General features: G+C 35.2%; 17 protein-coding genes. 10 read left to right on the forward strand and 7 right to left on the reverse strand.

The genetic code is table 11. The features are described 5' to 3' along the window. Nucleotides 1-102 precede the first annotated feature (102 nt). The 5 genes from AACZ41_RS02300 to AACZ41_RS02320 all read left to right on the forward strand — a co-directional run bounded on the left by AACZ41_RS02300 (nucleotide 103) and on the right by AACZ41_RS02320 (nucleotide 6,690). A complete protein-coding gene (locus AACZ41_RS02300; RefSeq protein ID WP_339626090.1) occupies nucleotides 103-963 on the forward strand; it encodes an MBL fold metallo-hydrolase in 861 nt (286 codons plus the stop codon). Between the two features lie 54 nt (nucleotides 964-1,017). After that, a complete protein-coding gene (locus AACZ41_RS02305; RefSeq protein WP_339626092.1) occupies nucleotides 1,018-2,754 on the forward strand; it encodes a S8 family serine peptidase in 1,737 nt (578 codons plus the stop codon). 16 nt (nucleotides 2,755-2,770) lie between these two features. Then, a complete protein-coding gene (locus tag AACZ41_RS02310; RefSeq protein WP_339626094.1) occupies nucleotides 2,771-4,624 on the forward strand; it encodes a M1 family metallopeptidase in 1,854 nt (617 codons plus the stop codon). Between the two features lie 73 nt (nucleotides 4,625-4,697). Next, the gene (gene rnpA / locus AACZ41_RS02315) at nucleotides 4,698-5,081 is read left to right on the forward strand and encodes a ribonuclease P protein component (RefSeq protein WP_339626096.1); all 384 of its coding nucleotides are present in this window, start codon (nucleotides 4,698-4,700) and stop codon (nucleotides 5,079-5,081) included. Next, nucleotides 5,062-6,690: a S41 family peptidase gene (locus AACZ41_RS02320; protein WP_339626098.1), complete on the forward strand. Its 1,629-nt coding sequence runs from the start codon at nucleotides 5,062-5,064 to the stop codon at nucleotides 6,688-6,690. The genes rnpA and AACZ41_RS02320 overlap by 20 nt, the downstream gene beginning before the upstream one ends. A 7-nt stretch (nucleotides 6,691-6,697) precedes the next feature. Here the strand turns inward: AACZ41_RS02320 and AACZ41_RS02325 are convergent, their stop codons facing one another. The 3 genes from AACZ41_RS02325 to AACZ41_RS02335 form a co-directional block, all read right to left on the reverse strand. Further along, entirely contained in the window at nucleotides 6,698-7,573 is an 876-nt protein-coding gene (locus AACZ41_RS02325; RefSeq protein WP_339626100.1) for a DUF1080 domain-containing protein, read from the reverse strand. A 52-nt stretch (nucleotides 7,574-7,625) separates the two neighbouring features. Next, the gene (locus AACZ41_RS02330; RefSeq protein WP_339626102.1) at nucleotides 7,626-8,465 is read right to left on the reverse strand and encodes a PIG-L family deacetylase; all 840 of its coding nucleotides are present in this window, start codon (nucleotides 8,463-8,465) and stop codon (nucleotides 7,626-7,628) included. A gap of 144 nt (nucleotides 8,466-8,609) precedes the next feature. Further along, complete coding sequence (locus tag AACZ41_RS02335) at nucleotides 8,610-9,716, reverse strand: DUF5009 domain-containing protein (protein WP_339626105.1); 1,107 nt, start codon at nucleotides 9,714-9,716, stop codon at nucleotides 8,610-8,612. A 126-nt stretch (nucleotides 9,717-9,842) separates the two neighbouring features. Between AACZ41_RS02335 and AACZ41_RS02340 the strand changes: the two genes are divergently transcribed. Both AACZ41_RS02340 and AACZ41_RS02345 read left to right on the forward strand, forming a co-directional pair. Continuing rightward, the gene (locus AACZ41_RS02340; protein ID WP_339626107.1) at nucleotides 9,843-11,348 is read left to right on the forward strand and encodes a peptidase S10; all 1,506 of its coding nucleotides are present in this window, start codon (nucleotides 9,843-9,845) and stop codon (nucleotides 11,346-11,348) included. A gap of 19 nt (nucleotides 11,349-11,367) precedes the next feature. Then, nucleotides 11,368-13,497, forward strand: coding sequence for a PQQ-binding-like beta-propeller repeat protein (locus AACZ41_RS02345; RefSeq protein WP_339626109.1), 2,130 nt, complete (start codon nucleotides 11,368-11,370; stop codon nucleotides 13,495-13,497). Nucleotides 13,498-13,504: 7 nt separating this feature from the next. Here AACZ41_RS02345 and AACZ41_RS02350 read toward each other — a convergent pair whose 3' ends face one another. Together AACZ41_RS02350 and AACZ41_RS02355 are read right to left on the reverse strand one after the other, a co-directional pair. Next, on the reverse strand, nucleotides 13,505-14,110 hold the full coding sequence (locus AACZ41_RS02350) for a hypothetical protein (protein ID WP_339626111.1): 606 nt from the start codon (nucleotides 14,108-14,110) through the stop codon (nucleotides 13,505-13,507). A 90-nt stretch (nucleotides 14,111-14,200) separates the two neighbouring features. Further along, nucleotides 14,201-15,385 (reverse strand): SH3 domain-containing C40 family peptidase, encoded by a 1,185-nt coding sequence (locus AACZ41_RS02355; protein ID WP_339626112.1) that lies wholly within the window; start codon nucleotides 15,383-15,385, stop codon nucleotides 14,201-14,203. 56 nt (nucleotides 15,386-15,441) lie between these two features. Here AACZ41_RS02355 and dcm point away from each other — a divergent pair, with 56 nt between their 5' ends. The 3 genes from dcm to AACZ41_RS02370 all read left to right on the forward strand — a co-directional run bounded on the left by dcm (nucleotide 15,442) and on the right by AACZ41_RS02370 (nucleotide 17,731). Next, nucleotides 15,442-16,671, forward strand: coding sequence for a DNA (cytosine-5-)-methyltransferase (dcm, locus tag AACZ41_RS02360; protein WP_339626114.1), 1,230 nt, complete (start codon nucleotides 15,442-15,444; stop codon nucleotides 16,669-16,671). After that, nucleotides 16,668-17,276, forward strand: coding sequence for a hypothetical protein (locus tag AACZ41_RS02365; RefSeq protein ID WP_339626115.1), 609 nt, complete (start codon nucleotides 16,668-16,670; stop codon nucleotides 17,274-17,276). The genes dcm and AACZ41_RS02365 overlap by 4 nt, the downstream gene beginning before the upstream one ends. Before the next feature lie 80 nt (nucleotides 17,277-17,356). Continuing rightward, nucleotides 17,357-17,731, forward strand: a complete 375-nt coding sequence (locus AACZ41_RS02370; protein ID WP_339626117.1) for a hypothetical protein — start codon at nucleotides 17,357-17,359, stop codon at nucleotides 17,729-17,731. A 48-nt stretch (nucleotides 17,732-17,779) separates the two neighbouring features. On the opposite strand, the gene AACZ41_RS02375 is transcribed toward AACZ41_RS02370, so the two are convergent. Both AACZ41_RS02375 and AACZ41_RS02380 read right to left on the reverse strand, forming a co-directional pair. Further along, the gene (locus AACZ41_RS02375; protein ID WP_339626119.1) at nucleotides 17,780-18,223 is read right to left on the reverse strand and encodes a GNAT family N-acetyltransferase; all 444 of its coding nucleotides are present in this window, start codon (nucleotides 18,221-18,223) and stop codon (nucleotides 17,780-17,782) included. Between the two features lie 109 nt (nucleotides 18,224-18,332). Further along, on the reverse strand, nucleotides 18,333-18,764 hold the full coding sequence (locus AACZ41_RS02380; protein ID WP_339626121.1) for an RpiB/LacA/LacB family sugar-phosphate isomerase: 432 nt from the start codon (nucleotides 18,762-18,764) through the stop codon (nucleotides 18,333-18,335). Nucleotides 18,765-19,167: the final 403 nt, after the last annotated feature.

A 19,167-nucleotide genomic window follows, 5' to 3' on the forward strand; every position in this document is an offset into this window, starting at 1 on the left:
CTTTTCAAAAAAGAAGTATATAGCTCGTTAAACTACAGGGCTAAATGATAATATATTCTTAATAATCATAAGATTCAATCCACTTTTATTATTTTGCCCTTTATGAAAATTTATCCTGTTGAAACCGGTAATTTTAAATTGGATGGTGGCGCTATGTTCGGGGTTGTTCCAAAGGCCATTTGGCAAAAAACCAACCCTGCAGACAGCAATAATCTTATTGATATAGCTGCCCGTAGTTTATTAATTGAAGATGGTAATCGACTTATATTGGTTGATACCGGCATGGGAGATAAACAATCTGACAAATTTTTTGGTTATTATTATCGCTGGGGAGATTTTACTTTAGATGCTTCTCTAAAAAATCATGGTTTTCATAGAGATGATGTTACCGATGTTTTTTTGACCCACTTACATTTTGACCATTGTGGAGGTGCCGTTCAGTGGAATAAAGATAGAAGTGGGTATGAACCTGCCTTTAAAAATGCGAAATTTTGGTCAAATGAGAAACATTGGAAATGGGCAACAGAACCAAATCCAAGAGAGAAAGCTTCCTTTTTAAAAGAAAATCTCATTCCCATGCAAGAGAGCGGTCAATTAACTTTTATTGACCATAAAGATGAAAGCTTCTTAAATAATAGTCCGTTAGGTTTTGGCATTCGTTTTGTAGATGGTCATACCGAAAAACAAATGTTACCTCAATTTTCTTATAAAGAAAAAACTATTGCATACATGGCCGACCTTATACCAACTGTTGGCCATATACCTTTACCATATGTAATGGGTTATGACACAAGGCCGTTAATTACTATGACAGAAAAAGAACTGTTCTTAAATGATGCTGTGGAAAACAATTACTATCTATTTTTTGAACATGACGCACATAATCAACTGTGTACCTTAAAACACACCGAAAAAGGTGTTCGATTAAATCAAGTATACTCTTTTGATGAAATCTTCAATTAACTTTGCGTTACTATACATTAACTAATAAATCATATAAAATAAAGTTTCCCAATCATGACAAATACATATTTAAAATCGTTGTTCGCTCTATCAATTGTTGCTTTATTAGCCAGTTGTGGTAGTACGAGTTCGGTAACAGGTGGGGGTGGACTAATTCTCACTCCCGTTGAGAATATTGACACTACCCCTCTAAAAATAGCCGACCTCACCACAAGTGAGAAGAATAATTGGGGGCATTTAGATTTAGTAGCAGACACCATACCGGGCATGAGTGTTAATAGAGCTTACGATGAAATTATAAAAAACAGAAAAGGAACTAAAATCATTGTAGCGGTACTTGATTCTGGTATTGATTTAAACCATGAAGACCTTGACGATGTTTTGTGGACCAATACCAAAGAAAAGGCAGGCAACAATAAAGATGATGATGGTAATGGCTATATTGATGATATTCATGGTTATAACTTCTTAGGAGAATCATATAATGAACAATTAGAATACGTTCGTATGTTGCGCTTAAATATTGGTGATGCGGCAACGCTATCGAAGGCAAAAGCAATGTTAGACAAAAAGTATAACGAAGCATTACAAGGAAAACAACTTTACGAACAGAACAAGCAACTTTACGAACAGAACAAACAGCAATACGAACAGATTTTACAGGCTGTGAAAATTGCCGATAGCGCAGTTAAAAAATATCTAAACAAGGAAACGTATACTCAAGAAGATTTAACCACCATCACAACTGAGGACGAGGCTATGCAACGAAATATAGCAGTGCTTAATCAAATGTTCGGTATTAAAAATTCCATTCCAGAAGTTGTTGAGGAATTGAATGATGGTATTGAGGAATTGAGTAATGGACTTGAGGAAGTAGGGGATGGTATTAAATACTTTTCGGATCAAGTAAATTACAACCTAAATAAGGATTTCATCGGCAGGGAGCCTGTTGGTGATGACCCTTACGACATTTCAGATATCGCCTATGGTAACGGCAATCCAAAAAACAGGGTAGCCGATGAAAGCCACGGTACGCATGTTGCCGGTATAATAGCAGCTGAGCGTAATAATGGGTTAGGCGTTAACGGAGTTGCCAACAATGTAGCAATAATGAGTATTAGAGCGGTGCCTAATGGTGATGAATATGATAAGGATATAGCTCGCGGCATTCGTTATGCTGTCGACAATGGCGCAAGGGTTATCAATGGTAGTTTTGGAAAATCCTATTCTCCAAAAGCCGATTGGGTATATGATGCGATTAAATATGCAGCAGAAAAAAATGTTCTTTTCGTACATGCAGCAGGTAATGATGGCGCAAACTTAGATGACCCAACGAATGGAAATTTTCCGAATGATCAAATTAATAATGGTCCTGAAATTTCGGATAACGTTATTACGGTTGGCGCATTAAATCCAAAATACGGTTCTGAGCTGGTTGCCAGCTATTCGAATTACGGTAAAGTAAATGTTGATATTTTTGCTCCAGGTACCGATATTTATTCTACCTACCCGAACAATGAATATGAATACTCACCAGGCACCTCAATGGCAGCACCTGCAGTAGCAGGAATAGCAGCCCTTGTAATGTCACAATATCCATCACTTACTGCCGCACAGGTAAAAAAAATAATCTTACAATCTGGGTTACCAATTAAAACCACGGTAATTTTAGGAAACGATGGAAAAAAGAGCGGTTCTCTTAATGAAATTTCCAAATCCGGCAAGATCGCAAACGCTTATAATGCTTTGGTATTGGCAAGTAAAGTAGCTGCCAGACAGATTCAATTATAATAATCACAAAATACATATGACTAAATCAATTTTAAGTTTTTTTATCGCATTATTCACTATTGGGTTAATGGCTCAGAATAAAACTGACTACTGGCAACAACATGTAGACTATACCATGGATGTGGATATGGATGTGGATAATTTTCAATATACCGGAACACAAACATTGGTCTACACCAATAATTCGCCAGATGAATTAAAAAGGGTTTACTTCCATTTATATTTCAATGCTTTTCAACCAGGTAGTGAAATGGATATTCGTTTGCAAACCATTGCTGATCCTGATAGTCGTATGATAACAGAAGAAAAGAAAAGTAGGATTTCTACCCTATCTGAAAGTGAAATGGGATATCTACACCCTACTTCTTTAACACAAGATGATAAGAAAGTAATATTTTCTGAAGAAGGCACTGTGTTAGTCGTTGACCTAGCTTCACCAATTGCGTCGGGCAGCAAATCTACTTTTAACATGTCTTTCAATGGTCAAGTTCCTCTACAAATTAGACGTTCTGGCAGAAATAACGAAGAAGGTGTTGCGTTGTCTATGAGCCAGTGGTATCCAAAACTTGCAGAATATGATTTTGAAGGATGGCATGCAGACCCTTATATAGCACGTGAATTTCAAGGTGTATGGGGTGATTTTGATGTGAAATTAACCCTAGATAAAAATTATACAGTTGGTGGTACTGGTTATCTTCAAAACCCTAATGAAATAGGGCACGGTTATGAAACACCGGGAACAAAAAGCAAAAAGCAAAAAGGGAAAACATTAACCTGGCATTTTAAAGCGCCAATGGTTCATGACTTTATGTGGGCGGCAGATCCTGAATACATTCACGATATTCAAAAGGTTCCTAATGGTCCGGTAATACATTTTCTATATAAAAACGATCCTAAAATCTTAGAAAACTGGAAAAATCTTCAACCAAAAACAGTTGAAGCTATGGAGTTTTTTAATAAGAATATAGGCGAATATCCTTATGACCAATATTCTGTAATACAAGGTGGTGATGGCGGTATGGAATATGCCATGTCCACCCTAATAACAGGTGACCGTGAATTTGGCAGCTTAGTAGGTGTTATGGCCCATGAAATGGCACATTCTTGGTTTCAGCACATATTGGCGACCAATGAAGCAAAACACGAGTGGATGGATGAAGGATTTACTTCCTTTATCTCTAAACTTTGTATGAGCGAGATAATGGACTTGGATAAGGACAATCCTTTTGAGGGCGCCTACAAAGGGTATAGAAATCTAGCGCTTTCGGGTAAAGAACAACCACAGACGACCCATGCAGATCGTTATGGTCTTAATTTCGCTTACGGCATATCCGCTTATAGCAAAGGTTCTATTTTCTTATCTCAATTAGGCTATGTTATCGGTCAGGATAAATTAATGGAGACCATTCGAAAATACTATACTGATTTTAAGTTTAAGCATCCGGTTCCTAACGATATTAAGCGAGTTGCAGAAAAAGTCTCTGGCTTTGAATTAGATTGGTATTTAACCGATTGGACCCAAACAACGAACACCATTGATTATGGCATAAAAGAAGTTGCCGCAATAGATAATAGTACTAAAGTAACTTTAGAACGCATCGGTTTGATGCCAATGCCTTTGGATATTCTTGTTGTTTACAATGACGATAGCAGGGAAACTTTTTATGCTCCTTTACGTATGATGCGGGGTGAAAAAGAAAACCCATATGAAGGTATAGAAAGAACTGTAATTAAAGATTGGGCTTGGGCCTATCCTACTTATGATTTTGTAATAAACAAACCTATTTCTTCCATAAAAGCTATTGTTATAGATCCATCACAATTAATGGCTGACATTAATTTGGAAAACAATGTTTGGCAAGCGGAGTAATTGGATATGGCACTGTTCAAGATATCAATGCTTCCTTTTTAAGGGGTAAAATCTTTATAATAATAATTTGGGAATGGATTTATCCTTCGGTAAAAAGGAAAAACTTAAAAGTAAAAAGCTCTTCACACAATTGTTTGAGGAAGGCAAGGGTGTTTCGGTATATCCGTTGAAATTAATTTATATCTCTACCGAAAAGAAGGAGACTCCTATACAAACCGGAGTTACCGTATCTAAGAGGAATTTTAAAAGTGCCGTTAAAAGAAATAGAATAAAGCGTCTATTACGTGAGTCTTACAGACTTAATAAAGGATTGGTTTTTAACAATACAGATGCAAACTTTGCGTTTCTATTTTTATACCTTGGTAAGGATATGCCCTCCTTTGAGCTATTAGACCAGAAAATGAAGCTCGTATTGAACAAGTTTAAGCTCCAGATTAATGAAAAAAATACTCAGTAAAAAAGTACTTGTACCTATTATAGCGATTGTCTTTCTTTTTGTAGGAAGTAGTTATAAAAGTGACTTTTTTGAAATAGCGAAGCAAATAGAAATTTTCACCACCCTGTTCAAAGAATTGAACATGAATTATGTGGATGAAACGAACCCTGCAGAATTAATGGATACCGCCATTAAAAACATGTTAGAGGAATTGGATCCGTACACCAAGTTTTTAAACGAACAAGATGTTGAAACCTATCGAATAAATAATGCGGGTGAATATTCTGGCATCGGTGCAATGGTTCGCTCATTTAAAGATAAACTGTTAATTATAGAACCACACCAAGGATATCCGGCAGATAAGGCTGGTTTAAAAGCGGGAGACGAGATAATACAGATTGGAGATATCGAAGTGGCTGATTTCGAAGAAAATGCCAGTGAGCTCTTAAAAGGCGCTAACGGTTCAACAGTGACCGTAACTTATAAAAGACAGGGCAAAACAAATACAACAACTATTACTCGAGAAGGTATAGAAGTTGATGCGGTTCCTTACTTTAATATGATCGATGATAAAACTGGTTATATCGTATTGGCAAAATTTAATGCAAAAGCATCTGAACAAACAAAGGCCGCCTTGCTGGACTTAAAAGGAAAAGGTGCCGAAAAAATAATACTAGACCTTAGGGATAACCCTGGCGGGTTACTTTCTGAGGCTATTAATGTGACTAATCTTTTCGTTCCCAAAGGGGAATTAGTGGTAACAACTAAATCTAAAGTTAAAAAATTTAATCGTGAATATCATACCAATAATCAACCTGTAGATGAGGATATTCCTTTAGTGGTTTTAGTAAATGGCAGCAGTGCTTCGGCAAGTGAAATTGTATCGGGCAGCTTGCAAGATTTAGATAGGGCGGTAATCATGGGAGCAAGAAGTTTTGGAAAAGGCCTAGTTCAACGCCCCTTAAAATTAACATACGGTACACAATTAAAAGTAACCATTTCAAGATATTACACTGCTTCTGGTCGCTGTATTCAAGCATTGGATTATTGGAATAGAGACGAAAGTGGCAATGCAGTAAGAAACACAACATATACTGATTTCGCTACCCGAAACGGCAGAAAAGTACAAGATGGTGGGGGAATTCTTCCTGACATCGAAGTGGCTACCTCTAAAACTAATGACCTTACATTGGCCTTACTTCAAAACAACATTATTTTTGATTATGTTACCAATTATTTTTATGCGCATAAATATAACTCGGTTACAGATTTTAAATTTACAGATGACGATTTTAGTGCTTTTAAAAATGAAGTAAAGAAAAGTAGTTTCTCTTTTGAGACCAAAGCAGAAAAGGCTATTAAAAAAGCACTCTCAGGAGATGAAAATGATTTTTTAGGAAGCGATGTTAAGGATAGCTATAAAACACTTTTGGCTAATATAGAAAAAGGCAAAATTAATGCCCTTGACAAGTACCAAAGTGAGATTCAAAAAAACCTAGAAGATGAAATCGTAAAACGATACTTCTATAGAGATGGTTTATACCGGTATTATCTAAATAACGATGAAGCTATTTTAGCTGCAACAGAATTATTAGGAAACACTTCTAAGTATAATGGTATTTTAAAGTAGATACCCTTTAATTATAAGAGCAAGATTTAGCATCTGAAACAATATAATACTCTTTATAGTTTTTAGCTTTAGGATCTGTACACCCTTTTAAATTTCTGATTTTAATATCTCTAAAATCAATAGGTTGGCCTTCACTTTGCAATGCTATTAACCCTTCTTTTAAAGGCTTGCCGTCTTGTTTGATTTTTGGGTCATAACCATTCGCTACTTCTCCACCAATTTGTGGCTTCGTGTATTGCAAAACCGTTTTTCCATTAATTATATGCGTAATTAAAGAATCGTGCAATACAATTAATTCGGCTGTTACCCATTGATCTCCAAAATAGGTGTTTGAACTCGAATTAATACAGTGTCTAGGGTCTATTTTACCTTCATAGACAACATCTGTGCCCGGGGAGCACATATTGCCCGTAGGCCGCTCCTTACCCTCTTCTATACCTGCCAGAAATTGCATTTCTACAGAGATAGGCCAGTCTTGTTCCTTAAGCATCGTTTTTGGGTCTTGTGAATGGAACATAATACCGCTATTCTTCAAAGTGTACTCTGGCGCTCCTTGATAAAGTTCACCAACAAACCTGTATTGCATGGTCAAATGAAAATCTGAAAAGGGTTTGTCATAATACAAATGTGAAAAACGCTCGTTAAACTCACCTTCATACTGATCATAGCGCACTTTTACCATACCATTCTCAGCTCTAAAGGTTTCCCCATAATTATCACCAACTTCATAATGATGAATTTTTGTGGTCCATCCTTTTAGGTTTTCCCCATTAAACAGAGTTTCCCAATCACCTTCTGTTTGTTGAGATTTTGTTATACTACAACCTACTATGAAAAGTAAAGCTGTATAAAGGAATCTTGTTTTAAGTACTACTTTTTTCATTTATTGGTTTTTTAGATTTAATCGGATGATTTTTATGTAATCCAAAACTTAATTATTCAAAGAGAGAATCAGCATCTTTTGATGGTGCTTCAAACTTTCTCAAATAAATGATTCGTTCGTTTTTACTTCTTCGATTCATAAATTCTTTTTTGGTTAAATTAGGGTCTATTTGACTAAAATGACATTTGTAGGAATCAAATGCCGTACTAAGATCTGCCGCTGAATATGAAATTTTAGTTCTTAAGTATTTCTTATGTTGTCCTCTCAGTGTTTTGGTGTCAACGTCATCTATTGATTCAGAAGGTGTGCCATAAAAGAACAAGGACATTGGCTTTTGCCATTCACTACTTAAATATACCTGGGTTACCGATGCCCCTACCAACCTATGGTCCATATGGGTTGAGCCACCATCTGGTCCCCAAGTGATTAAAACATCTGGCCGAATTCTCTGAATAATATTTTTCAATTCTAAAACAATAGCCCTTGCGTGAGGTACATGGCCATCATAGCCTTCATCAGCTTTTAACTGGTCGTGATAATCTAAGTGTATCAATTCTGCACCCAATTGATTGGCGGCACACTTCATTTCTTCTTTACGGGTAGCAACCAAAGTTTCACCCGCTAAATGATCATGAAAATCATTGGTGCCATATCTGCCATCGGTAACTATCACCAAATAAACTTTAGCGCCTTCCCTAGTGTACCTTGCCAAAATTGGTGCAATCGTACTTTCATCATCTGGATGTGCAAATACAGCTAAAATAGACTTGCCTTCAAAAGGTTTTTGCCCTCGTAATTCACCTGTTTCAAAAAGTAATAACGTCGTAAGAAAAATAAGAATTAAAGAATGGTGACTAATGAAAATTAAAAACGCCCCTTTTTTATTGTTCATAATACCTCCTTTTACTTTTGAATATAACGAATATTGCTTGATTTGCGCATTTTATATTGTAGTATAACAAATGTGTGATGTTAATACCACAACTATATAATTAGATGCAGAATTCAAATATTGTGTTTTCTTATACTAAATATTTCAGATTTTGAAATAGATTTTTTTCTTATCTAAAAAGTAGGTGATGAACCAAAAAATAAATAATACAAGCAGTGAGTTCAATACCAGAATCAACGATTCAGATACCCCAAATGGGGCTAATAACCCTTCCGTCCAAATTAAACCAAAATCCCTAAACCATTGTACACCTACTGTTTCGGCAAAAAGATAAATAAATATAGCATTAGTGCCCACAACCGAAAATACAGCACCCCATTTTTTATGGTTGGCCCTTACGTCTATAACCCAGTAGAAAAAGGTTAAGGTTAAGATGGCCAAACCACCTGAAACTAGGGTAAAAGAGGAGGTGGCAATGCGTTTTATAATAGGTGTGATATTTAAAATATCTAAGACAAACCCAATAATCAATATCGAAATTCCACAAATTAGAAAAGTTTTTAGTTTATAGGCTGTCGATTTATTCTGCAATAATAGTTGTCCACATAGTACGCCCCATATAGTGTGAGCAGCTGTAGGGATAAAGTTTACAAAAACCCAATATCCACTATTTACCTTTCCCATAACCAACATATCAACATAAGAGCCGAAACTATCATGCCCTTCTACATAAGGTGCTTCGATGTTATAGCCTCTATACAACAACTCTGTCAATATCAAAAGTGCGGTAGATATAATTATTTGATTTTTGTGTGACATACCCATAATGGCGTAGGCTATTAAAATAGTAAAAGCCAATTGCACTAAAACATTCCATAATTCCCAAACCAAGGCATGGTTATAAACACAATGCAATAAGACACCAAAGCTGAACAAAAGAAAGCATCGTTTTAAAATATGCTTAGTTACATTTTTTCTATTACCTGTTGCAAGACGTTTTCGCAGCGAAAAAGGCATAGCTACCCCCACAATAAACATAAAAAAAGGCTGAATTAAGTCCCAAAACCGCAATCCGTTCCACGGATGATGATGCAACTGTAATGCTAAAGGTTCTAAAAATGTGCCTTGGGTAAGTTCGAAAAAATGATGATGAAATCCTGCTGCTTCCGCAATTAATAAAAACATAATCACTCCTCTAAATACATCTAAGGAATAAAGTCGTTCAGAAATTGGTGCAGATAATTGAGCCATTGTTTTTTTATTTATTTAGACTTCCACTTAAATGTAATTGATTTAAATGGAAAAAGTAACTGTTCGTATTTTATCCCTACTTTTAAATTGACAAACTAAAACCTCACATATTTAGCAATTCAAATTATGCGAAACTATTTTTTAATAACCACTAGCTTACTATTATGTCTGCTATCACAGAGTCAAGAGACTAAAAAAGATTCAACCCCTAAAGCAATTCCAGAAGCCAAATCTTTCATCACAAAACATCAAGGTGTTTTTGGAGGTAAAACTCTTGATTACACCACTACTGCGAAGGAAACTTTTCTAACGAACAAAGATGGCGATTCAATAGCCACGTTTTGGTCGGTTGCCTACACTAAAACATCGATGGGCGATGTTACAAAACGGCCTGTTACTTTTGTTTTTAACGGTGGGCCAGGTTCTGCTTCAATGTGGTTGCACCTTGGTTTTTTTGGACCTAAAATTGTAAAAGTAGATTCTGAAGCCAAAAATGATGATGGGGCCGCACCCTATAATTTAGTAAACAATGAGCATGGACTATTAGATATTACCGATTTGGTATTTATTGATCCTGTAGGAACTGGATATAGCAGATTAGTTGGTAAGGGTGAAGGAAAAGACTTTTACGGACTAAAAGAAGATGTAAATTCTTTTGCCCAATTTATTAGAAAATGGGTTACTGAAAATGAACGATGGTTTTCTCCTAAATATTTGGCAGGTGAAAGTTATGGAACTACACGTGCCGCAGCCCTTGGTAAAGCTTTGGAAGGGTCAGGCCAGAATATGGCATTAAACGGAATGATACTGATATCTCAAGCCTTAGATTATGCCGGCTCTACATCAGAACCAAATAATATAACTTCATTTATTACCTATCTACCAAGTATGGCTGCCACCGCATGGTATCACAAAAAAGCTGGACTAGGCAAAACATTGGAAAGTTTCACTCAAGAATGTCGTGATTTTACTTATAACACCTATGTTCCTTCACTTTATAAAGGCAATTTACTTGCCGATGAAGAAAAAGGTGTAATCGCAGAAAAGCTTGCTTATTTTACTGGACTGGACAAAACTTATATACTTCGTTCAAACCTAAGAATTTTAATGGGTCGCTTTCAAAAGCAATTATTGTTAGATAAAGGATTGGCTATTGGTCGTCTTGACGGACGATTTATGGGAGACGAAGAAGATAAGGTGTCTGAAAAGCCTCATTTAGGTGATGCTGCCAGCTACCAAATTAGTGCTGCCTATACCGCAAGTCTTAACCATTACTTTGCATCAGAATTAAAAATAAAAATGGACAGACCTTATATCACCTCTGGTGGTGGTTCAAATTGGCGCTGGAGAACTGTGCCAGACACTCAATATTGGGAGCCAATGCCGGTAAATACAGCACCGGATCTAGGGGAAACTATGCGTAGAAATACCGCAATGAAAGTAATGGTGGCAAGTGGTTATTATGATTTAATTACTCCTTTTTTTGATGCGGAATACACTTTTGATAGAAACGGAATTGTGAAAGAACGTGTTCAAATGAAGTACTACGAAGCGGGTCATATGATGTATACCCACGAACCAGATTTAATTCAGTTAAGTAAAGATATTCGTGAATTTATAAGTACTAATTAAGTATTAGAAATAGCATCTTATGAGGATTAACTCCTATTTATTTACATTTTATATCCTATCGCTTTGCATCCTTGTCGGTTGCAAAGAAGAGGCTTCAATAAAAGATGATAAAAGGTATACTACATGGTCCTCGTATTTAGGTGATTCTGGTAGAAGTCATTTTACGGTCCTTAACCAAATTACACCTCAAAATGTTTCGCAATTAGACGTTGTTTGGCGATACGAAGCGCCCGATTGGGGACAAATGCAAATGAATCCTTTAGTTGTTGATAGCCTTGTCTATGGGGTAACCGCAGCATTACGCGTAGTAGCGCTTCATGCTGAAACAGGTAATGAACTATGGCAATTCGGCGATTCGGTTCAAGTATGGCATTCTACAAGTAGAGGTGTCTCTTACTGGGAAAAAGGAAATGACAAGCGTATTCTATGCACACGTGGTGCTGATCTTTATGCTCTTGATGCGCTCACTGGAATACCTATTCCCTCTTTTGGTATAGATGGAAAAATAGACATGCGTTCGGGAATGCCAGAGTCTGCAAAAGAAAAATTTGTTATTTCTAATACTCCTGGCACTGTTTTTAAAGACATTATTGTAATGCCTTTAAGAATATCTGAAGGTTCTGATGCAGCACCTGGTGATATTATGGCCTTTAATGTAATTACCGGTAAACCAGAATGGGTGTTTCACACCATACCTCACCCAGGAGAATTAGGGTATGAAACTTGGGAAGACCCCAACGCTTACAAAAGTCCAATGGTAGGTGCTGCCAATAATTGGGCAGGTATGGCATTAGACGAAGAAGCAGAAATTATTTATGTGCCAACAGGTTCTGCCGCCCCTGATTTTTATGGTGGTGACCGTTTGGGAAGCAACCTCTACGCTAATTCTTTAGTGGCTTTAGATGTAAATACCGGTGAATATCTTTGGCATTTTCAATTCACCCATCATGATATTTGGGACCGCGATCCTCCGGCCCCACCTAATTTGTTAACAGTAAATCATAATGGTCAAAAAATAAAAGCGGTGGCACAAGTCACCAAACAAGGATATGTTTTCCTATTTGATCGTATAACAGGGGAGCCTTTGTTTGATATAGAAGAAGTACAAGTTTCACCTTCAACATTAATTGGTGAAGTAACTTGGCCTACACAACCGATTCCCACAAAACCGAAGCCTTTTGCACGACAATCAAATGAGCTAACAAAAAAGGATATCAACCCTTATGCCGAGAATAAAGAGGAGCTTTTAGAATTTTTCGAGTCCGCGGAAAAAGAAGTGTATAGTCCCCCTAGTCTTGAGCCTACATTATTGCTTCCTGGTTATGATGGTGCTGCTGAATGGGGAGGTGCAGGTGTTGATCCTGAAGGTGGAATTCTATACGTGAATTCCAATGAAATGGCTTGGAATTTAAAGATGAAGGTCAATGAAGCAAATGCTCAAGAAATGCCTTTAGGTAAGCGTATTTATAGTAGTAAATGTGTTACTTGTCATCAGTCAGATAGAAAAGGTTTAGTAGCTAGTGGTTTTCCTTCCCTAATAGATATTGATCTTAAGAGAAGCAAAGAAGAGGTGGCCTCTATTGTTACTCAAGGAAAAGGTATGATGACCGGTTTTCCAACATTGTCCAATCTAGAAAAAGATGCTTTGCTTCAATTTCTGTTCAATGAGGAGCAAACTTCAGCCCATCAAGGAAAAAAGGAAATTGCCAACACTTTAGAAGAGAATCCATACTTACATGGTGGCTACAATAAGTTTTTAGATAGTAATGGTTTGCCCGGTATTTCGCCACCTTGGGGAACACTAAACGCTATAGATTTAAATTCAGGGAATTTTTTATGGTCTATTCCCTTTGGGGAAACCATGTCGCTAAAAGAAAAAGGATTTCCTACCACAGGTACTGAAAATTATGGCGGACCTATTATTACCCAAAACGGACTACTGCTTATTGCTGCCACAAAAGATGGTTTTTTTAGGGCATTTAATAAAACAACTGGTGAACTTCTATGGGAATATGAATTGCCTGCAGCTTCATTTGCCACACCAAGTACATATGAGTACAAGGGCAAACAGTATATCGTTCTTGCTTGTGGTGGTGAAAAATTAGGAACTAAAAAAGGAAATCAGATTATTGCATTCGCATTAAAGTAGAGATACTTTATAAGTTACATTTGGTGTTGTAATAGTGAACTATATCTTTCACGTGCTTTTTCTTAAAATCTCTATTTTGTATTTTCTTTACAAGTTCAGGGCAATTTGAAAAATAATCTGACGCAGCCTTTTTAAAATTTTTAGAAAATAATTGGTTCGACCCTAGGTGGGTTAATTCTCCGTTTTCTCCACTTTTCACATAAAGGTTTTGTAAATCGTAGAAATTACCTCCGGTCACGTTCATGTGACCATTGGCGCCACCCATTTGCATTGGGGGTGCATATCCTTTTTCTTCCAATACGTAAAGATTGACAGCACCAATTTCTAACTCTTTTACAACATTAAATCGCCCTTTAGGTGTTTCAATATAAACATACGTTGAAGGTTCTTCACTATCATAAATAACCGCTTTTTGTAGCTCGCTAAAATGAAACTTTTCGGCTTTTTGCCCTTTTGCTTTTTTGAACTTTATTTGGTCGCCTCCAATTAATTTTGCTAAACCTTTTCGTTGTTTTCCGTCCTTAAATTCTAAAGTTGCCAGATTATTTTGTGCAAGTATAGGCGCAGTTGTTAAAAGACAAAAAAGGAAGGTGTAATAGGAAGCTTTTTTCATAAATCTATAATGAACATTAATTATCATTAAACGAATCTATTGCTGTCTTGGTATGCTTTACTTTAAAAAGAGTTTTGAAAATAAAACTTATTAATCTTTAAAAACACTCAAGTTTTTTAAAAGTGGGTCGTTTTCTTTAAGTAATCTTTTGGTTCGTAAATAACGACTAACATTGTATTCGTCATAATTTGAGGCATTCTTATCTACACTGCTTACCCGAACCATATTTGAAGAATGGATAAATTGATTATCGCCAATCCACATACCTACATGTACTACTTTTTCTGCAGTCGAATCGGTTGCTTTTCTACCAAAAAACAACAAATCACCTTTGTCCAATTTACTAAAATCTGCTATGGAATCTATAGGTTTACCTGCATGTACCTGCTGTGAAGCATCACGCGGAATTACCATACCATTCATGTAATAAATAGTTTTAGTGAAACCGCTACAATCAACTCCCTTCGTTGATGTCCCTCCCCACAAATAAGGTACCCCCATTAATGATTTTGAGGTTTCAATTAGCGCATTAGCATCATAGCTTAAACTAGACAACCATGATGTATAATCACTTGCTTCTTCTTTAGAAACCAAAGCTTGTCTACCATCTGGAAATTGAACTTTATAATAACCTTCTTCTTCCTCTAAAACCTTCAAAAGACTGCCGGCAACAAGGTCAGATACTCGTATTGTTTTATCTGTTAAATCATATGCATGACCGTAAGTATTCGTATAGATGATCTTATTTGAGGTTTCCCACCGAGATAAACTTTTCTCATCCATTAATTGAATACCGCCAGCATCTACCCATGCCAAGTATTCATCTGGTGTTTGTATCAAATACCAATCTGAATCCTTTTTTAAAACATTGACTTCTGTGCCAAGAATAGCTTGTGTTGCTAATTCTGCAGAGTGCTTTGGATTGCTTCTTAGATTGGCCGCAGAAATATTGATAATTGCCTTTGTTTTGCCTTTCAAATCTGATGATGGAAGTATATTAATTTCATCTACAAACTGAATACCTTTCTCCTTCAAATTTGCTTTTAGAGAATCTATCGCCTTTGGTAGATTACTTTCCCCTACCAATTTTAAACCAGAAGGATCTTCTAAAACATCTACATTAAAAAGGGCCGTACGCTTATCAGGAGCAAAAAAATCTTTTATGCTCTCAATCTCATCGTTAGAAATTTTCTTTTCTTCCAAATTCGTGCCGCATGATATATTCAATGCTATCAAAATCAACACAAAAGCTTTTTGTAACAGCGTTTTCTTCATACCTAAAAAAATTTCAAATAGTATTAGCCTTGTGAATTTATGTAAATTTATCGCAAATGAAGAAACTTAAGGTCATAGAACTTTTTGCTGGTGTTGGTGGATTTCGCTTGGGCTTGGAGGACTCGGACAAGTATAAAGTAATCTGGAGCAATCAATGGGAACCCAGCACAAAAACACAGCATGCCTCACTAGTTTACGAAGCCCGGTTTGGAAAACAGAACCATAGTACTATGGATATTTCTGAAGTAGAAACAAAAGTAATACCAGATGCAGATATTCTAGTGGGTGGTTTTCCCTGTCAGGATTATTCTGTAGCTACTACCTTGCAAAATTCTAAGGGTTTAATTGGTAAAAAAGGAGTGTTATGGTGGAGTATTCATAGAATACTATCGGAAAAGAAAAATCCGCCAAAGTATCTTTTTTTAGAAAATGTAGATCGCTTACTAAAATCACCCTCGAACCAAAGAGGTAGAGATTTTGCCATAATGCTAAAGAGTCTTGATGATTTAGGATATGCAGTAGAATGGAGGGTAATAAATGCCGCAGATTATGGTATGCCCCAACGTCGCAGACGAATTTTCTTCTTAGGCTATCATAAGTCGACGCCGCTTTACAAAAAATTTAAAAATATAACACCAACAGAATGGATTTTTGACACCGGAACAATTTCAACTGCTTTTCCTATTACCAGTGCTTCAACAAAAACAACTGCATTTACAATTGATGAAGATTTGGTTTCACTATCAGAAAATTTTAATGTAGATGGAAAATTATCCCCTTTTCAAAATACAGGTGTATTTATAACCGGACAAGTTCATACGGCTAAAACCCTGCCTGATTTTGATGGAAAAAGAACCGTTTTAAATGATATTCTAGAGAAAGGTAAAATACCCGATGAGTTTTATATAGCTGAGGATGAATATGAAAAATGGGAATATTTAAAAGGTGCAAAAAAAGAAATACGAACAGCCAAGACAGGATTTTCATATAACTATAGTGAAGGAAGTATGATTTTTCCAGATTCGTTAGATAATGCGTCAAGAACAATAATTACGGGCGAAGGCGGTAAAAGTCCTTCTCGTTTTAAACATGTGGTTCAGACCAAAAAAGGGCTAAGAAGACTAACTCCTTTAGAACTAGAGCGTTTAAACATGTTCCCAGAAAACCATACTGCCCTTGAAGGAATTTCAAATACCAAAAGAGCTTTCTTTATGGGTAATGCTTTAGTGGTGGGAGTTGTTCAAAAAATAGCGAATATTCTTGCTAATAAAATTAGTTCAACGTGAAAAGTAAATTCACGTCTGATTTAAGAAAGGAGAAACAACTCTCTAATCTTTTAGATGTATATTATGAAAAAACTTTAGTCTATTATGAAACATGCCGAGTTTATGATATGAAACGTCAAATGGCAGGTATTGACCTTATATTTACCCATAAGCAAACAAAAACTGTTTTTAATATTGACGAAAAAGCGCAATTAGATTATATAAATGAAGATTTACCCACATTCGCTTTTGAATTAGGCTACTATAAAGAAGATATCTATAAAGAAGGTTGGCTTATTGATATACATAAGAAGACCGATATCTACTCTTTGGCAACTGCCATATATGAAGATGAACCCAACATATTTACTTCATGTAAAATAACATTTGTTAACCGAAAAATGTTGCTTTCTTTTCTAAGTAAAAAAGCTATATCCAAAGAAGTTTTGAAAGTTTATTGTGACGCTAATGTAGAGCACCATGGTAAATTAAAAATAAAGGAATTAAATACAAGAACTGAGGGTTATCTCTATTTTTCAAAAAACAATAAACCTGAAAAACCGATTAATCTAATTCTAAAATTAGAATTTTTAATTGATCAAGGGATTGCCAAGCGATTGATTTAAAATATGTTCAATTATCTCAACATATTGTTAATCAACGTATAAAATTTTGAATTGTCATTTTTTTTGTTATCTTATTAGGTATGGTAAAGTTAGAAAAGTCAGATAATACAGCGTTTTTAGAAAAATCAATTCAACATTTAGAAGCAACAGGTTTTGAAAATATAAAAGCCGATATGGAGGGTTATGAAACTCCCAAATCATATACTAGAAAAGGCAAAGAAGATCATATTACCCCAGATATTGTTGCTATTAAGAATGGAAGGAAATACTATTTCGATATTAGTCTTAAATCTCCAAAGACAAGGTTACTAAAATCGAAATGGTTGTTTTTAGATACATTAAGTCGTATGAATTCTAACCGTTTTAGAATTATAACTACTAAAGGGCATTATAAGTTTACGGATAGTATGTTAGAGGATATAAATTTGAGTAATAAAACTCCTATTAAAATTTAAATGCACTAATAATATATATAAAGATATAGCCGCTTTTAGCGGCTATATTTATTTTTTAACCATCTGAATATGTGGAATTCCATCTTCTAAGTATCCTTCACCAATTGCTTTAAAACCTAGTTCTGTATAAAATTTATTAAGATAGGTCTGTGCCGAAATTTTTATTTGTTGTTCCTTAAACTTTTCATTGACCGCATTAATTGAGGCTTGCATAATTTCTTTTCCATAACCATACTTTCTGTAGTCTTTATGTACGGCAACCCTACCTATACTAGCTACATCAAAATAATCGCCAGGTTTAAAAATTCGAGTATATGCAACAACTTTATTTTTATTTATTCCAATTACATGAAGTGCCTTAGCATCTTTACCATCTAAATCTTGGTACACACAATCTTGTTCAACAACAAAAATTTCACTTCGTAACTTCAACAAACTATACAGTTCTTGAATAGTTAATTCATTAAATTTTTTTACTTTAATATCTAACATTAATTAGTGTAATTAACTTGTTATGTTTATATCTATTATCAACTAATTATTTAATTTTTAATTAGTTACTTATTCCTTTTAAAGGTTATTAACATATATTTAATAGTCTTTATTGAATGGGAATTTTTTCAACCCTACGTTCATGTCTTCCTCCGGAAAAAGGAGTATTCAAAAATGTGGATATCATTTCAAGAGCTTGAGGTAAGGCTATATATCTTGCAGGTAAGCTTATTATATTAGCGTCGTTATGTTCTCTTGCTAGTTGTGTTATTTCTTTGGTCCAACATAAAGCAGCTCTCACATTTTGTTGTTTATTAGCTGTCATACAAGCCCCATTTCCACTACCACAGATTAAAATACCAAAATCAACTTTACCTTTTTCAACATCTTGGGCAACTGGATGAGCAAAATCTGGATAATCAACACTATCAGTACCATCGGTACCATAATTTGTTACCTCTACTTGTAGAGATTTCAATAAACCAATAATAGCTAGTTTATATTCGGTCCCAGCATGGTCATTACCAATAGCTACTTTCATAAGCATATTTTTAATAGGTTAATTGTTCATTATTTATCGTGCGGGGGATCGATAAAATGGATTATAAAGGTACAATAATCAAGCATTCACAACAAAATTTAAGCACTTGACAACAATTGTTATAGTTTAAAATATATTAGTTGTTAATTACTATGTTATAAGCTAGTTTACTCGATGCATAAATTGTTTAAAAAAACATGCTTAAAAATTTGCTTTTTAAAGTTGATATCTGCTTACACTTTTAATCTTCAAAAGAAGAATTAAAATATTAGAAAGTATGAGTTAATTTTTATCAATTAAACACCTCTGGTTAACATTAAAATTACATTTAGTTATTAATAAATTCATGTTAATAGAGGTTATAAACCATTTGTGATAACTTCTCAAAATACTGATTTCCAAT

Origin of the sequence: uncultured Maribacter sp. (assembly GCF_963974015.1) — a bacterium.
Taxonomy (GTDB): Bacteria; Bacteroidota; Bacteroidia; order Flavobacteriales; family Flavobacteriaceae; genus Maribacter.

What these genes read in the sequence shown, in the direction of transcription:
- AACZ41_RS02310 (WP_339626094.1), top strand. Translation starts at nt 2,771, where the DNA reads ATGACTAAATCAATTTTAAGTTTTTTTATCGCATTATTCACTATTGGG.
- AACZ41_RS02300 (WP_339626090.1), top strand. Translation starts at nt 103, where the DNA reads ATGAAAATTTATCCTGTTGAAACCGGTAATTTTAAATTGGATGGTGGC.
- dcm (WP_339626114.1), top strand. Translation starts at nt 15,442, where the DNA reads ATGAAGAAACTTAAGGTCATAGAACTTTTTGCTGGTGTTGGTGGATTT.
- AACZ41_RS02350 (WP_339626111.1), bottom strand. Translation starts at nt 14,110, where the DNA reads ATGAAAAAAGCTTCCTATTACACCTTCCTTTTTTGTCTTTTAACAACT.
- AACZ41_RS02305 (WP_339626092.1), top strand. Translation starts at nt 1,018, where the DNA reads ATGACAAATACATATTTAAAATCGTTGTTCGCTCTATCAATTGTTGCT.
- AACZ41_RS02335 (WP_339626105.1), bottom strand. Translation starts at nt 9,716, where the DNA reads ATGGCTCAATTATCTGCACCAATTTCTGAACGACTTTATTCCTTAGAT.
- AACZ41_RS02345 (WP_339626109.1), top strand. Translation starts at nt 11,368, where the DNA reads ATGAGGATTAACTCCTATTTATTTACATTTTATATCCTATCGCTTTGC.
- AACZ41_RS02370 (WP_339626117.1), top strand. Translation starts at nt 17,357, where the DNA reads ATGGTAAAGTTAGAAAAGTCAGATAATACAGCGTTTTTAGAAAAATCA.
- AACZ41_RS02340 (WP_339626107.1), top strand. Translation starts at nt 9,843, where the DNA reads ATGCGAAACTATTTTTTAATAACCACTAGCTTACTATTATGTCTGCTA.
- AACZ41_RS02325 (WP_339626100.1), bottom strand. Translation starts at nt 7,573, where the DNA reads ATGAAAAAAGTAGTACTTAAAACAAGATTCCTTTATACAGCTTTACTT.
- AACZ41_RS02355 (WP_339626112.1), bottom strand. Translation starts at nt 15,385, where the DNA reads ATGAAGAAAACGCTGTTACAAAAAGCTTTTGTGTTGATTTTGATAGCA.
- AACZ41_RS02380 (WP_339626121.1), bottom strand. Translation starts at nt 18,764, where the DNA reads ATGAAAGTAGCTATTGGTAATGACCATGCTGGGACCGAATATAAACTA.
- AACZ41_RS02330 (WP_339626102.1), bottom strand. Translation starts at nt 8,465, where the DNA reads ATGAACAATAAAAAAGGGGCGTTTTTAATTTTCATTAGTCACCATTCT.
- AACZ41_RS02375 (WP_339626119.1), bottom strand. Translation starts at nt 18,223, where the DNA reads ATGTTAGATATTAAAGTAAAAAAATTTAATGAATTAACTATTCAAGAA.
- rnpA (WP_339626096.1), top strand. Translation starts at nt 4,698, where the DNA reads ATGGATTTATCCTTCGGTAAAAAGGAAAAACTTAAAAGTAAAAAGCTC.
- AACZ41_RS02320 (WP_339626098.1), top strand. Translation starts at nt 5,062, where the DNA reads ATGAAAAAAATACTCAGTAAAAAAGTACTTGTACCTATTATAGCGATT.